At 71.5% G+C, this 16,725-nt stretch carries 5 protein-coding genes; all 5 read right to left on the reverse strand.

The genetic code is table 11. From position 1 onward, the window contains the following. Nucleotide 1: 1 nt before the first annotated feature. On the reverse strand, nucleotides 2-6,361 hold the full coding sequence (locus tag BST14_RS01115) for an SDR family NAD(P)-dependent oxidoreductase (protein WP_438502117.1): 6,360 nt from the start codon (nucleotides 6,359-6,361) through the stop codon (nucleotides 2-4). A gap of 19 nt (nucleotides 6,362-6,380) precedes the next feature. Then, nucleotides 6,381-12,761 carry a type I polyketide synthase gene (locus tag BST14_RS01120; RefSeq protein WP_083062766.1) on the reverse strand — a complete coding sequence of 2,127 codons (6,381 nt, stop codon included), beginning with the start codon at nucleotides 12,759-12,761 and terminating at the stop codon, nucleotides 6,381-6,383. Between the two features lie 70 nt (nucleotides 12,762-12,831). Continuing rightward, nucleotides 12,832-13,893 carry a type III polyketide synthase gene (locus BST14_RS01125; RefSeq protein ID WP_083062767.1) on the reverse strand — a complete coding sequence of 354 codons (1,062 nt, stop codon included), beginning with the start codon at nucleotides 13,891-13,893 and terminating at the stop codon, nucleotides 12,832-12,834. 111 nt (nucleotides 13,894-14,004) lie between these two features. Further along, on the reverse strand, nucleotides 14,005-15,423 hold the full coding sequence (argH, locus tag BST14_RS01130; RefSeq protein ID WP_083062881.1) for an argininosuccinate lyase: 1,419 nt from the start codon (nucleotides 15,421-15,423) through the stop codon (nucleotides 14,005-14,007). Between the two features lie 94 nt (nucleotides 15,424-15,517). After that, nucleotides 15,518-16,714, reverse strand: coding sequence for an argininosuccinate synthase (locus BST14_RS01135; protein WP_083062768.1), 1,197 nt, complete (start codon nucleotides 16,712-16,714; stop codon nucleotides 15,518-15,520). Between the last annotated feature and the right edge of the window lie 11 nt (nucleotides 16,715-16,725).

The following is a 16,725-nucleotide window of genomic DNA, read 5'->3' on the forward strand; positions in this document are numbered from 1 at the left end:
GTCAGGGGCCGACTTCGTCGTCGAGAATGGCGAACAGCTGACTCTCGGTGGCGGTGGAGATGTCGTCGTCGAACGCCTGCTCGGGGTGTTCCAGGAGCGGGGCCACCGTGGGGCCCGTCACCGTGCCCAGCAAGCCCTCCAGCCGGGTGACCAGCTGCGCCTGGTCGCCGGGACTCAAATCGGGCGCCTTGAGCAGTGCCTGCAGTTCACCGGCGATCTCGTCGAAGCGGGCGGTCCGATCGGGCGGCGTGGTAGCCACCGCGGCGGGGCCGCTGGTGGCCAGCTGGGTGCCGAGGTGTTCGGCAAGCGCGTTCGGCGTGGGGTGATCGAAGATCAGCGTGGGCGAAAGGGTCAGGCCGGTGGCGATTTTGAGCCGGTTGCGTAGCTCCACGGCGGTCAGCGAATCGAACCCGAGATCGCCGAACGCATCGTCGGCATTGACGTCCGCGGCGCTATGACCCAATACCGTGGCCGCGTTGCTGCAGACCAGTTCCACCAGTTCGCCGTGCCGCTGCCCGGGCGACATGCCGTCCAGCCGGGCCCGCAGGCCCGTCAGGGACACCATGTCGGTGTGCTCCAGCATCCGGCGGGCCGGACGGGTGGCCAACTGGCTCAGCAGCGGCGGCAGCGTGGCGCCGTGGTGTGCCAGCGCGCCCCGATCGAGTCGGGTGCCCACCACAATGGGCTGTTCGCCGAGCAGCGCGGCGTCCAGCAGTTCCAGCGCTTGCCGAGTCGTCAACGCGCTCAGCCCGGCGCGGCTCATCCTGGCCCTGTCACGCTCGCCGAGGTGTTGGGTCATCGTCGAGGACTCTTCCCACATCCCCCAGGCGACCGAGAGTCCGGGCAGCCCGTGCGCGTGGCGATGCGCCGCCAGCGCGTCGAGGAAGCTGTTGGCCGCCGCGTAATTCCCCTGGCCGGGGGCGCCCACGATGCCCGCCATCGACGAGAACGCCACGAACGCCGACAGATCCAGGTCCCGGGTCAGCTCGTGCAGGTGCCAAGCCCCGTCGACCTTGGCCCGCAGCACCGTGTCCATGCGCGCCGGCGTCAGCGAGGCGATCACTGCGTCGTCGAGCACGCCCGCGGCGTGGAACACCGAACGCAGCGGGTACCGCGCGGGCACCTGCGCCAGCAGCGCCGCGACGGCCTCCCGATCGCCGACGTCGCACGCCACCACCGCCACCGATGCCCCCGCGCCACGCAGTTCGACGGCCAGCTCGGCCATGCCGTCGGCGCGTTCACCGCGGCGGCTGACCAGCATCACGTGCGGCACCCGGTGCCGCTCGACGAGGTGCCGTGCCACCGCCGAACCGGCCATGCCGGTCCCGCCGGTGATCAGTGCGGTGCCGCCGGCCAGCCCGGCGGGCCCGCCCGGCATGGTGAGCACGACCTTGCCGATGTGGCGGGCCTGGCTGACGAACCGGTAGGCCTCGGCGGCGCTGCGCACGTCGAACGCCTTGACGGGCAACAGCGCCAGCGCGCCGGCCGCGAACAACCCCATCAACTCCGTCAGCATCTCGGCGATGCGGTCGGGGCCGGCCTCCATCAGATCGAATGCGCGATACGTCACGCCGGGATGGGACCGGGCGATGTCATCCGGGTCGCGCAGATCGGTCTTGCCCATTTCGATGAAGCGACCGCCGGGGGCCAGCAGCCGCAGCGACGCATCGTTGAACTCCCCCGCCAGCGAGTTGAGCACCACGTCGACGCCCCCGGCGCCGAATTTCTGCTCGAAGTCCAGGGCGCGGGAATCCGCGATGTGCGCGTCGTCGAATCCCATGCCGCGCAGAATGTTCCACTTGCCGCGGCTGGCGGTCGCGTAAACCTCCGCCCCCCAATGGCGGGCCAGTTGCACCGCGGCCATGCCGACCCCGCCGGTGGCGGCGTGCACGAGCACCCGCTGCCCGGAGCGCAGGCCGGCCAGCACCGACAGCCCGTAATAGGCCGTCAAGAACACCACCGGCACGGCCGCGGCCTGGGCCATCGACCAGCCCTGCGGCACGCGGGTCACCAATCGGCGATCCACGGCCGCCTCCGAGCCGGCCAGCCCGAAGATTCCCATGACCGCGTCCCCGACGGCCAGATCGGTGACACCGGGGCCGAGTTCGATGACGATCCCGGCGCCCTCGGCGCCCAGCTGGGCCGCACCCGGGTACATGCCCAGCGCCACCAGCACGTCGCGGAAGTTCACCCCGGCCGCGGCCACCGCCACCCGCACCCGACCGGCCTCCAGCTGCGCCTGCGGATACTCCTGCACGGCAAGGTCTTCCAGCGTCCCGGCGCCGCCGGCGGCCAGCCGCCACACCGCCGGCGGGTCGAGCAGCCGCAGCGGGGGTCGCCGGTCGGCCGGCTTCAGCCGGGCGCTGTAGGCCACCCCGTCGCGCACCACCAGTTGCGGCTCACCGCAACCGATCGCGGCGGCGACACCGAGCGTTCCGTCGGTGTCGAGCAACACCACGCGACCGGGGTGCTCGGCCTGCGCCGACCGCGTCAACCCCCACACCGCCGCCCCGGCCAGGTCCTCGACGCCGTGTGTGGCCGGCCCCACCGCGCCGCGGGTCTGCACCACCAGGACCCCGTTGGCCGCGCCGGCCAGCCAGTTTTGCAGCACACCCAGGGCCTCGTGCGTCGCCGCATACGCCGACGTCACCGCGTCGGTGCCCGCCGCCGGTGACTCCCAGACAGTGAAGTCAGCGCCAATGCCGTTGCCGGGCAACGTTACCGGCGACCACACCACGTCGAGCAACTCGCCACTTCCGGCGCGGGCCGCCACCGCCGCGGTCAGTTGGTCGGCCGAGACGGCGCGCGTGATCAGCTCGCGCACCGACAGCACCGGTAGGCCCGACGAATCGGCCAGCTCGACCGAGACGGCGCCGGGACCGGCCGGCGCCAGCCTGACCCGCACCCGCGACGCACCCGCCGCGTACAGGCTCACGCCCTGCCACGAGAACGGCAAGACGGTCTCGATCCGCTCGTGGGCCACCCCCAGCGCGTGCAGCGCCGCATCCAGGATCACCGGCTGGATGCCGAAGCCGGCGGTCGAGACGCCGGCCTGCTGCGGGAGTTCGACCTCGGCGAAAGTCTCGGCGCCCCTTCGCCATACGGCCCGCAGCCCCCGGAACGCCGGTCCGTATCCATAGCCGCGGGCGGCCAGACCGTCATACGCGCCGGTGACGTCCACCGCGTCCGCGCCCAGCGGCGGCCACACCGACAGGTCGATCGCCGGTTCGGGCGGCGCACCCTCGCTCAGCACCCCTTCGGCGTGCAGCACCCAATCAGCTTGCGGGGCACGCGAATACACGGCGACCGACCGGGTGCCCGCCTCGGCGGCCGCGGTCACCAAGACCTGGAGGTGCACCACGCCGACCGCGGGCACCGACAGCGGCGCCGACAGCGTCAACTCCTCGACCACCGAGCAGCCGACCTCGTCACCGGCCCGCAACGCCAGCTCCACGAAACCGGCCCCGGGAAACAGCACCGTGCCGGCGACCGCGTGGTCGGCGAGCCACGGCTGGGCGGCCACCGAAAGCCGGCCCGTCAACACCACCCCACCGGAATCCGGCCGGTCGACCACCGCACCCAGCAACGCGTGCTCGGCCTCGGCCAAACCGAGGCTGGCGATGTTGGCCGAACCCACCGAATCGCCGGACAGCCAAAACCGGCGCCGCACAAAGGCGTACGTGGGCAGCTCGACACGCCGGGCAGGCAGATCGGCGAAGGCCGCGGCCCATTGCACGTCAGCGCCGGCGGTGAACAGCTCTCCGGCCGCCCGCAGCAGCGAGTCGACCTCGGGGTGGCCCTTGGCCATCGTGACCACCGTGGACGCCCGGTCGGTGGTCAGGGACTGTGCCACCGCGGACGTCAACGCCGCGCCCGGTCCCACCTCGAGGAACACGCCGGCACCCAGGGATTCGGCCAGCTGCACACCGTCGACGAACCGCACCGGCCGGCGCACGTGGTCCACCCAGTACGCGACCGAGCCATAGCCGGGGCCGGCCAGTTGCCCGGTCAGGTTGGACATCAAGGCAATTCGCGGCTCGGCCGCCGAGATGCCCGCCGCCACCGCCGCGAAGTCGTCGATCATAGGTTCCATCAACGGCGAGTGAAACGCGTGCGAGACCGCCAGCCGGTGCACCCGCGCGCCGCCTGCGGCCAACCGGTCGGCGACCAACCCCACCGCGGCCCGCTCACCGGAGAGCACCAGCGATTGCGGGCCGTTGACCGCCGCGATGCTCACGGCGCCGTTCAGCATGGGAGCCACCTCGGCCTCGGTCGCGGCCACGGCGATCATCACCCCGCCGGCCGGCAGCGCAGCCATCAGGCGGCCGCGCGCCGCCACCAGCCGGGCCGCGTCGGGCAGCGACAGCACCCCGGCCACCCACGCCGCGGCGACCTCGCCCACCGAGTGGCCGATCACCACATCCGGTGTCACCCCGAAGGACTGCCACAGCGCGGCCAACGCGACCTCCAGCACGAACAGCGCCGGCTGGGCGAATTCGGTGCTCTGCAACAACTCCGGGTCGGTGCCCCACATCACCTCGCGCAGCGGCAGTCGCGTGTGAGTGTCCACCGCCGCGATCGCCTCATCGAAGGCCCGCGCGAACACTCCAAACCGCTCATACAGCTCGGCGCCCATGCCGAGCGACTGCGACCCCTGGCCGGGAAAGACGAACACCCGCTTGCCCACCGACCGGGACCGGCCGACCAGCACGGCGGGATCCGGGCGCCCGGCGGCCAGCCCCGCCAACCCCGCCGTCAGGTTGGCGCGGTCGGCACCGGCCAGCACCGCACGATGCTCGAAGGCCGCCCGGGTGGTCGCCAACGACCAGCCCACGTCCACCGCCCGCGGCCCCGCGTCGCGGTCCAGCCGGTCCAGCAACCGTTGCGCCTGGCCGGCCAGCGCCTCGGGCGAGCGGGCCGAAATCACCCACGGGACAACCGAATCGGGTGCGGACGCGACCGGTTCGGCCTCGCTTTCGAGTGCCGCGGGGGCCTGCTCGACGATGACGTGCGCGTTGGTGCCGCTGATCCCGAACGACGAGACGCCCGCCCGCCGGATCCCGCCGTGGTCCGGCCACGGCCGCGGATCGGTCAGCAGCGACACCGCGCCGACCGACCAATCCACGTGCGGCGACGGGACGTCCACGTGCAACGTCTTGGGCAGCACCCCGTGCCGGATCGCCTGAATCATCTTGATCACCCCGGCCACCCCCGCCGCGGCCGAGGTGTGGCCGATGTTCGATTTGATCGATCCCAGCCAGAGCGGGCGATCCGCGGGGCGATCCTGCCCGTACGTCGCCAGCAGGGCCTGGGCTTCGATGGGGTCCCCGAGCACCGTCCCGGTCCCGTGGCCCTCGACCACATCCACGTCCGCGGCCGTCAGCCCGGCGTTGGCCAGCGCCGCCCGGATGACCCGTTGCTGCGACGGCCCGTTGGGCGCGGTCAGACCGTTCGACGCGCCGTCCTGATTCACCGCGGTGCCGCGCAGCACCGCCAACACGGGATGTCCCAGGCGCCGGGCGTCGGCCAACCGCTCCAGCACCAGGACACCGGCGCCCTCCGACCACGAAGTCCCATCCGCCGCACCGGCGTACACCTTGCAGCGTCCGTCGGGGGCCAGCGCGCGCTGGCGGCTGAACTCGACGAAGGCCGCGGGGGTCGCCATCACGGTCACGCCACCGGCCAGCGCCAGATCGCACTCCCCGGACCGCAGCGACTGCGCGGCCAGATGCATCGAGACCAACGACGACGAGCACGCGGTATCCACCGACACCGCGGGGCCTTCCAGCCCCAACACGTAGGACACCCGGCCCGAGGTCACGCTCAGCGTCGACCCGGTGAGCCCGTAGCCCTCGAGCTCGCCCTTGACCTCTCCGCCATAACCGGCGTGGATGACCCCGGCGAAGACGCCGGTCGCCGAGCCGCGCAGCGCGAAGGGGTCAATGCCGGCCCGCTCCAACGCCTCCCAGCAGATCTCCAGCATCATCCGCTGCTGGGGATCCATGGCCAGCGCCTCGCTGGGCCCGATGCCGAAGAAGCCGGCGTCGAAGTCACCCGCGTTGGCCAAGAAGCTGCCCTGCCGGGTGTACATCTTCCCTTGGGTGTCCGGGTCGGGGTCGTACAGCCCCTCGACGTCCCAGCCGCGGTCCGCCGGGAAGTCGGACACCGTGTCGCGGCCCTGGATCACCAGTTCCCACAGGTCTTCCGGTGATTCGACGCCACCGGCGTAGCGACACGCCATGCCGACCACCGCGACCGGCTCGGAAAGCCGGCCCTCGAGCTCCGCGACGCGCCGCCGGGTCCGCCTGAGATCCGCCGTGAGGCGTTTCAGGTAGTCGACGTGCTGCGAGGTGCCCGGCATCGTTGCTCCTTGCGGGGTGTCAGCGGCCGAGTTCTTCATCGAGGATCGCAAAGAGTTGGCTTTCGGTGGCGGCGTCGAGATCCTCGTCGAGGTGGTCGGCATGCTCGCCCGGCGGTAGCGCGGCCAGCAGGTTGTGAATGCGCGCCCGCAGCGCGGACCTGTCGTCGGCATTCCAGTTGGGCGCGCCGAGCAGCGCCTGCAGTTCGCGGGTGATGTCGTTGAAGCGACCCATCAGGTTCGGCGGTTCGTCGTCGCCCGGGGCGGCGGCCAGTTGGGTGTCGAGATGCGCGGCCAGCACGGTGGGTGTCGGGTAGTCGAAGATCAGCGTCGGCGAAAGAGTAAGTCCGGTAGCGTTTTTGAGCCGGTTACGCAATTCTACGGCGGTCAGCGAATCGAAGCCGAGCTCGCCAAACGCGCTGCCGGTGTTGATGTCCGCCGGATTGGGCACCCCCAGCACCATCGCCGCGTTACCGCACACCAGGTCGACCAGCTCGCGCTGTCGCGCCTCGGGGCTCAGCCCGTGCAGGCGTGCCGACAACCCCGTCGCCGACGCGGTGACGTCCGTGTCGGCGACGACGCGCCGGGCCGGACCGGCGACGAGTTCGGACAGCAGCGGGGGCAGCGCGGCGATGTTGTCGGACAGGGCGGCCCGGTCCACCCGCGCGGCCACCAGCACCGGAGCGTCCACCAGCATGGCGGCGTCGAAGGCGGCCAGCGCCTGCTCGGTGGACAGCGGCGCCAGCCCGATCCTGCTCATCCGGGCCTTGTCGCGATCGCCGAGGTGCGCCGTCATCGCCGACGCCTGCTCCCACAGGCCCCAGGCCAGCGACAGGCCGGCCAGCCCGTGGGCCCGCCGGTAGGCGGCCAGCCCGTCGAGGAAGCTGTTGGCCGCCGCGTAGTTCGCCTGACCCGGGGTCCCCACGATCCCGGCCATCGACGAAAACACCACGAACGCCGAGAGATCCAGGTGCCGGGTGAGCTCGTGCAAATTCCACGCCCCGTCCACCTTGGCGCGCAGCACCGCGTCCACCCGGTCCGGGGTCAGCGATGAGATCAGCCCGTCGTCGAGAATGCCCGCGGCATGGACGATTCCACGCAGCGGATATTGCGCCGGTATCCCGGCCAGCATCGCCGCGGCCGCCTCGCGGTCGGCGACGTCGCAGGCCACCACCGACACCTGCGCGCCGCAGCGCCGCAGGTCGGACACGAGCTCGGCGACCCCCGGCCCCCGGCCGCCGGTCCGGCTGACCAGCACCGCGTGGGCCACCCGGTAGCGGTCGACGAGGTGGCGCGCCAGCGCGGAACCCGCCATTCCGGTGCCACCGGTGATCACCACGCTGGCCCCGGCCAGGCCACCGCCGCAGCCGCTGAGCACCTCACCGGGGCCCGACGGGACGGTCAGCGCGACTTTGCCGATGTGGCGTGCCTGGCTGACGTACCGATAGGCCGTCGCCGCGCAGCGGACGTCAAAAGTATTCAGCGGCAATGGTTTCACGACTCCGTCCGCCAGCAGTCCCTTGATCTCGGCCAGCATGGCCGCGGTGCGGTCCGGTCCGGCCTCCATCAGGTCGAACGCCCGGTACACCGCGCCCCGATGCCGTTCGGCGACGACGCGCGGATCCCGCACGTCGGTCTTGCCCATCTCGATGAACCGACCGCCGGGAGCCAGTAGCCGCAACGACGCGTCGGTGAACTCACCGGCCAACGAATTGAGCACGACGTCGAAGCCGGCGCCGCCGGTTGACGACGCGAACTTGTTCTCAAACTCCGTCGTGCGCGAATCGCCGATGTGGTCGTCGTCGAATCCCATCGCGCGCAGGGTGTCCCACTTGCCGCGGCTGGCGGTGGCGAACACCTCGGCACCCCAGTGCCGCGCCAACTGCACCGCGGCCATGCCCACCCCACCGGTGGCGGTGTGCACCAGGACCCGCTCGCCGGCGCGCAGCCCGCCCAGCACCGACAGGCCGTACAGCGCGGTCAGGAACACCACCGGCATGCCCGCGGCCGTCACCAGCGGCAAGCCCGGCGGCACCGGCGTCACCACGCGCTGATCCACCACCGCTTCGGAGCCGACGACCCCGAGCAACCCCATCACCGCGTCGCCGACGGCCAGGCCGGTCACGTCGGGCCCCACCTCGACGATGACACCGGAGCCCTCGGCACCCAGCCGGCCTCCGCCGGGATACATCCCCAGGGCCACCAGGACGTCGCGGAAGTTGACCCCGACCGCGGCCACCGCCACCCGCACCTGCCCCGCAACCAATTCCGGACGCGGGCAACGGGTTACGACCAGATCCTCCAGGGTGCCCGCGCCGCCGGCGTGCAACCGCCAGCCCGCCGCGGGCAACGCGGCGATCGAACCCGTGTGCACCGGCCGCAACCGCGCCGCATACGCCACACCCTGGCGAACCACCACTTGCGGCTCGCCGCAACCGATTACCGCATTGGCGTCGACGGAGCCGTCGGAATCGATCAGCACCACCCGGCCGGGGTGCTCCGCCTGCGCCGAGCGCACCAGCCCCCACACCGCCGCCCCGGCGAGGTCCGAAACGTCCTCGCCGGCAAGGGCGACGGCCCCACGGGTCTGCACGGCCAGCACCGCGTCGCTTTCGTCGCGCAGCCAAGACTGCAGCGCCCCCAAGATCTCGGTGGTCGCGGCGTGCACGGACGCCACCACGTCGCCACCGTGATCGCCCGGCTCCCACAGCGTGGCAGCGGCGCGACCGTCGCCCAGCGCGACCGGCGACCAGGTGACGTCGAGCAGTCCCTCACCGAGCGATCGGCGGGCGGGGGCCGCCGCCGTGAGCTGCCCGGGGGTGACCGGGCGCATGGCCAGCGACCGCACCGAGAGCACCGGCAGCCCCGCCCCGTCGGACAATTCGACCGAGACCGCGCCGGCGCCGGCCGGCACGATCCGGACCCGCGCTCGCGACGCGCCCGACGCGTGTAGCGACACGCCCTGCCAGGAGAACGGCAGCACGGTCTCGTCGCTCCCGGCGGCGACGCCGATCGCGTGCAGCGCGGCATCCAGAAGCACGGGGTGTATCCCGAAGCCGCCGTCGGCGTCGGCGGCGGCTTCGGGCACGGCGATCTCGGCGAAGATCTCGTCCCCGCGTTGCCACATCGCCCGCAGGCCCCGGAAGGCGTCGCCGTACTCGTAGCCGCGCCGCGCCAGTCGCGCATACGCGCCGGTGACGTCCACCGCGGTCGCCCCCGCGGGCGGCCAGCTCGAGAGGTCCGCGGCCGGCGTCGCCGTGCCCGGCCGCAGCAGCCCCTCGGCATGCTGCACCCACTCCGAACCCGGCTGCGTGTCAATCGAATACACCCTCAGCCGACGGCGGCCCGACTCGTCGGGTGCGCCGACCACCAGCTGCACCCGCACCCCGGCGGACCCGGGCAGCAGCAGCGGCGCCGACAGGGTCAGCTCGTCGAGCACCCCGCACCCGACCTCGTCGCCCGCGCGGATGGCCAACTCGACGAACCCGGCACCCGGGAACAACACCGTGTCGCCGACCGCGTGATCGGCCAGCCACGGGTGCGCCGCCGTCGACAACCGGCCCGTCAGCACCACGCCGCCGGAGTCGGGGCGCGGCACCACCGCGCCCAGCAGGCCGTGCTCGGCGGCCGCCAGGCCCAGGGTGGCCACGTCCTGCGACCCGGTCGCGCCGCCCGGTAGCCAAAAGTGTTGCCGGACAAAGCCATATGTCGGTAGATCGATGCGGCGGCCGCCGAGGCCGGACAGCGCCGCTCGCCAGTCCACCCCCACGCCGGCGACATGGGCCGCCGCCGCCGAGAGCCAGAAGCGGTCCAGGCCACCGTCATCGCGGCCCAGCGACGGGATGACGCACGCCCGGTCGCCGTCGGGCATGGATTCCTCGATGGCGGCCATCAGCACCGGGTGCGGACTGGATTCGATGAACACCTGGTAGCCCGCATCGCACGCGCTGCGCACCGCCTTCTCGAATTGCACGGTGTGGCGGATGCTTTGGAACCAGTAGTCGGCGTTCAGCCCCGCGGTGTCCAGCTGCTCGCCGGTGACCGTGGAGAAGAAGGCGACGGCGGACGATCGCTGCGCCAGGCCTTCCAGCGCCGCGGCGAGGGGCTCGCGAATCGCATCTACCTGTGCCGAGTGCGATGCGTAGTCGACGTCGATCTTGCGGGCCCGGACGTTGTCGGCCTCGCACCGTTGCATCAGCTCGGCCAGCGCGTCCACCTCACCCGAGACCACCACCGCCGCAACGCCGTTGACGGTGGCGATATTGAGCCGTTCGCCCCACGCGGCGATCAGTTGCTCGGCGCGCGGCAGGCTGCACGCCAGCGAGACCATGCCGCCGGAGCCCGACAACCGCACCAGCAACCGGCTGCGCAGCGCGACCACCCGGGCGGCATCCTCCAGCGACAGCGCGCCAGCCACGTAGGCCGCCGCGATTTCGCCCTGCGAATGGCCGATCACCGCGTCGGGCGTCACGCCCACCGAGCGCCACAGTTCGGCCAGCGACACCATTACCGCCCACAGCGCCGGCTGCACAACGTCCACCCGGTCCAAGCCGGGTGCGCCCGGCACCCCGCGGATGACGTCGATCAGCGACCAGTCGACGTGCTCGGCGAGCGCCTTGTCGCACAACTGCAGGTGGTCGGCGAATATCCTTGAACTGTCCAGCAATTGGGCGCCCATGCCGACCCATTGCGAGCCCTGGCCGGGGAATACGAACACCGTCTTGCCCATCGGCCGGGCCCGGCCCACCACCAGGCCCGCGCCCTGCTCGCCGGCCGCCAGGGCCGTCAGCGCGCGCAGCAACTGCGCGCCGTCGGCGCCCACGATCACCGCCCGGTGCTCGAAGCGTGACCGCGTCGCGATCAGCGACCAGCCCACGTCCAGCACCCGCACCCGGGGATCGGCCTTCACGTGGGCCAATAGCCGCGCGCCCTGGTTCGCCAGCGCCTCAGCCGAACGGGCCGACAGCACCCACGGGACGATGACGTCATCGCCTGGGACCGGGGCGTTTTCCGGCTCCGGGCCGTACTGCTCCAGGATGACGTGCGCGTTGGTGCCGCTGATGCCGAAGGACGAGACGCCCGCGCGCCGCGGCCTGTCCACGGCCGGCCAGGGCCGCTGCTCGGTCAGCAACGACACGGCCCCGGCGGCCCAATCCACGTGCGGCGTCGGCTCATCCACGTGCAATGTCTTGGGCATCACCCCGTGGCGGATCGCCTGCACCATCTTGATCACCCCGCCGGCGCCCGCGGCGGCCGAGGTGTGGCCCATGTTCGATTTGATCGAGCCGAGCCACAGCGGCCGATCGGCCGGCCGGTCCTGGCCGTAGGTGGCCAGAACCGCCTGGGCCTCAATGGGATCGCCGAGCGTGGTGCCCGTCCCGTGGCCCTCGACCAGATCGACGTCGGCCGTGTCCAGCCGCGCGTTGGCCAGCGCCGCCCGGATCACCCGTTGCTGCGACGGCCCGTTGGGCGTCGCCAGGCCGTTGGACGCGCCGTCCTGATTGACGGCGGACCCGCGCACGACGGCGAGCACCGGATGCCCGTGCCGCCGGGCATCGGCCAGCCGCTCCAGCACCAGCACCCCGACGCCTTCGGAGAACCCGGTGCCGTCGGCGGCACCCGCATACGCCTTGCACCGGCCGTCGGCGGCCAGCGCGCGCTGGCGGCTGAACTCGACGAACATCGCCGGTGTGGCCATCACCGTCACGCCGCCGGCCAGCGCCAGATCGCACTCGCCGGAACGCAACGACTGCGCCGCCAGGTGCAGGGCCACCAACGACGACGAGCACGCCGTATCCACCGAGACGGCCGGGCCCTCGAACCCAAGCGAATAGGCCACGCGGCCGGAGGCCACACTCAGCGTCGACCCGCGCAGGCCGTATCGCTCCAGGTGGCCGGGCACCCGTCCCTGGCCCCCGTAGGAGCCGTGGAATATCCCGGCGAACACGCCGGTCGCCGAGCCCCGCAGCGTCGCGGGGTCAATCCCGGCCCGCTCCAACGCCTCCCAGGACACCTCGAGCAGCAAGCGCTGTTGCGGGTCCATCGCCAGCGCCTCGCTGGGCGCGATCCCGAAGAACGCGGCATCGAAATCGCCGACGTCCGAGAGGAATCCACCACACCGGGCATACGACTTGCCCACGGCGTCGGGGTCGTCGTCGAACAGGCCCGCCAGGTTCCAGCCGCGGTCGGTGGGGAACTCCGAGACCACATCGCGGCCGTCAACGACCATCTGCCACAGAGCTTCTGGTGAATTCAGCCCACCCGGATACCGGCAGCCCATGCCCACCACGGCCACCGGTTCGGTTGCCGCCGCCAGGTATTGGCGGTTTTCGCGCTTGAGCCGCTCGTTCTCCTTGAGCGACTGGCGAAGGGCCCGGACGAGCTCTTCGGTGTTGCCGTTCATGGCAGGCGGCCCCTCAAGTCACTCATGGCGATACTTCCTGCCGTCGCACCGCAAAAGCCCCGGACGACGATCAGTGCCAACGCAACAACACCAGCTCGGAACAGAATCCAGGCCCCATCGCGAGCATCAACCCGGGGCTGTCGCTCGGCGGCGGCTTGGCCATGGTGTCGCGCAGCACGTGCAACACCGACGCCGACGACAGGTTGCCGATCTCGCCAAGCGAGCGCCAGGTGAGTTCGAGGGCTTCGGGCGGCAGGTCGAGCGCCGCGTTGATCGCCTCGATGACCTTGGGGCCGCCGGGGTGGCTCACGAACGCGCCGATGTCGGCGGTGGTCAACCCGTGCGCCCCCAAAAACCCGGTGACGTCGTCTGCGATGTATTGCTCCACGACGGCGGCGACATCCTTGGACAGCACCAGCTCGAAGCCTCCTGCGCGCACGTCGAAGCCCATGGTGCGCAGGGAATCGGGATACAGGTGGCTGCGTGAGTCGACGATGCTGGGCCCGCCGGCGACCACTTGTTCGGCGCGACGCTCGCCGACGGCCACCACCGCCGCGGCGCCGTCGGCGAACAGGGCGCTGCCGACCATGCCGGCCAGCGACGGCGTGTACCCGGGATAGGTCAGCGAGCAGAGCTCGACGGAGATCAGGGCGGCGACGGCGTCGGGTGCGCCCCGCAGGTAGTCGTTGACGCGGGCCACACCCGCGGCGCCGGCCACGCAGCCCAGCCCGAACAGCGGCACCCGTCGCACGTCGTCGCGCAGGCCGAGCTGCGCGGCGATCCGGGCGTCCACGGAAGGCACCGCCAGGCCGGTGACGGTGGTGGTGATGAGCATGTCGACGTCCTCGGGCCGCAGGCCCGCTTCGTCGAGCGCGCCGGACAGCGCTTCGCAGCCCAGCTTCACGGCGTGTTCGGTGAAGATCCGGTTGGCCAGGCCGAAGTCGGTCAGTGCGGGATACTGCTCGAGCGGCAGCACCAGGTGGCGGCTGCCAACTTTGGCGCTGGCGTGCAGCTGCCGGACGATGTCCTCGTAGCCGCCGAACTGCGGGATGCTCAGAAAAAAATCGGTGAGCTCGCGCTGGGAGTATCGGTGCGGCGGTAACGCACCGAAGACGCCAGCGACGACGCTCATTGTTTCCCCACCCCTTGGAGACGAGGACCCGGCCCGTAGCGTTCAACCGGATCGCTTTGAGCCCGAAGTCTAGTCGGTATGTCCCCGGCCGTCAGGGAAAACAAGCTCATCTCATCCGCCGCCGCCCAGCCGGCTTTTGAGCCGATCGGCGCTGGCCAGGACGGTTTCGATCTGCTCGGCGACCCGCGCCGGCGCGGTGCCGCCGCGCGCGTCGCGCGACGACACCGAGCCCTCGATCGTCAGGACCTCGCGTACCTGCGGCGTGAGAGCCGGGCTGATGGCCGCCAATTCGTCGTCGGTCAGCTCGTCGAGCCCGACGGCCCGCTGCTCGGCGGCGCGCACAGCGGCCCCGGCGGCCTCGTGGGCCGACCGGAACGGCACCCCCTGACGCACCAGCCATTCGGCGATATCGGTGGCCAGCGTGTAGCCGGCCGGAGCCAGGGCGGCCATCCGCTCGACGTCGAAGGTCAGGCTGGCCACCAGCCCGGCCATCGCCGGTGCCACCAGCTCCAGCTGGGCGACCGAATCGAACACCGGCTCCTTGTCTTCCTGCAGGTCACGGTTGTAGGCGAGCGGCTGGGCCTTCAGCGTGGCCAGCAGGCCGGTCAGGTTCCCGATCAGCCGGCCGGACTTGCCGCGCGTCAGCTCGGCGATGTCGGGATTCTTCTTCTGCGGCATGATCGAGCTGCCGGTCGACCACGAATCGTGCAGCGTGACATAGCCGAATTCCGTCGAGCTCCACAGGATGATGTCTTCGGCCAGCCGGGACAGGTCCACCCCGATCATGGCGAACACGAAGGCGGCCTCCGCGGCGAAATCCCGGGCCGCGGTGGCGTCGATGGAGTTGTCGGCGGCGGCGGCGAAACCCAGCTCCGCGGCGATCGCGTCGGGGTCCAGACCCAGCGACGACCCCGCCAGCGCGCCCGAGCCGTATGGCGACACCCCGGCGCGCCGGTCGAAGTCGATGATCCGGTCGACGTCGCGCAGCAGGGGGTGGGCGTGGGCCAGCAGGTGGTGGGCCAGCAGCACCGGTTGGGCGGACTGCAGGTGGGTCTTGCCCGGCATGATGGCGCCGGGGTGCGCGGCGGCCTGGGCGGCCAGCGCCCCGACGACGTCGAGCGCCCCGGCGGCGACCCGGCGCACCGCGTCGCGCAGCCACATCCGGAACAGGGTGGCCACCTGGTCGTTGCGTGACCGGCCGGCCCGCAGCCGCCCGCCCAGGTCGGGCCCGACCCGGTCGATCAGTCCGCGTTCCAGCGCCCCGTGCACGTCCTCGTCGGTGACCAGGGGCGTGAAGCTGCCGTCGGCGACGTCCTGGGCGAGCTGGTCGAGGCCGGCCAGCAGCCCATCGCGCTGCTCTTCATTGAGCAGCCCGGCGCGAAACAGGATCACGGTGTGGGCCCGCGAGGCGACGATGTCGTAGGGCGCCAGCACCCAGTCGAAGTGCGTGGAGCGGCTCAGCGCGGTCAGCGCATCCGACGGGCCGTCGGCGAACCGCCCACCCCACAGTGACCCTTCGCGAGTGCTCACGATTTCCCCGCTCACCTTTTCCCCGCGAGCAGACGCAAAAGGCCCTTTCCGCCCGGCGTGTCGGGGGTTTTTGCGTCTGCTCGCCGCAAGAGGCTCACTGCTGGTCCCGGCGCGCCGCGAGCTTCGACGACAGCCCGTGCACGTAGACGAAACCCTTTGCGGCCGACTGGTCGAAGCTGTCGCCCTCGTCGTAGGTGGCCAGGTTGAAGTCGTAAAGGGATTCGGCGCTGCGCCGGCCGTTGACCGCAATGTGGCCGCCGTGCAACACCATTCGCACCTCGCCCGTCACGTGTTCCTGGGTCTTGGCGACGAAGCTCTCCAGCGCCTCCTTCAGCGGTGAGTACCACAGCCCGTCGTAAACCAGCTCGGCCCAACGCTGATCGGTGTGCCGCTTGAACCGGCCCAGCTCGCGTTCCAGCGTGACGTGCTCGAGCTCGGTGTGGGCGGTGATGAGCACCATGGCGCCGGGCGCCTCGTAGATCTCGCGGCTCTTGATGCCCACCAGCCGGTCCTCGACGACGTCGAGCCGGCCGACGCCCTGGGCGCCGGCGCGGCTGTTGAGCTCCTCGATGGCGCCCAGCACCGACACCTTCTTGCCGTCGATCGTCACCGGCACGCCGCGCTCGAATCCCACGGTCACCTCGTCGGGCGTGCTCCAGTTCAGCGTGGGGTCTTCGGTGTAGGCGTAGACGTCCTTGGTGGGGGCGTTCCAAAGGTGTTCCAGGAAGCCGGTTTCCACCGCCCGGCCCCACACGTTCTGGTCGATGGAGAACGGTGAGCGCTTGGTGACGTTGATGGGGATGGCGTTTTCCTCGGCGAACGCGATGGCCTTCTCGCGTGTCCAGGCGTAGTCACGGACCGGCGCCAGCACCTCGAGATCCGGTGCCAGCGAACCGAATCCGACCTCGAATCGGACCTGGTCGTTGCCCTTGCCGGTACAGCCGTGCGCGACGATGCTGCCGCGGTGCTCGCGGGCCGCCGCCACCAGGTGCTTGACGATCAGCGGCCGGCTGATCGCCGACACCAGCGGGTAGCGGTCCATGTAGAGGGCGTTGGACAGGATGGTGGGCAGGCAATAGCCGTCGGCGAACTCGTCGCGGGCATCGACCACGACGGCTTCCACCGCGCCGCAGTCCAGGGCACGCTGCCGAATGACCTCCATGTCTTCGCCGCCCTGGCCGAGGTCGATTGCCACCGCTACGACCTCGCGGCCGGTCTCCTTGCCGATCCAGCTGATGGCCACCGAGGTGTCCAGGCCGCCGGAATACGCCAGGATGACGCGTTCTGACATGAACCAATCTC

The organism is Mycobacterium arosiense ATCC BAA-1401 = DSM 45069, from assembly GCF_002086125.1.
GTDB lineage: Bacteria > Actinomycetota > Actinomycetes > Mycobacteriales > Mycobacteriaceae > Mycobacterium > Mycobacterium arosiense.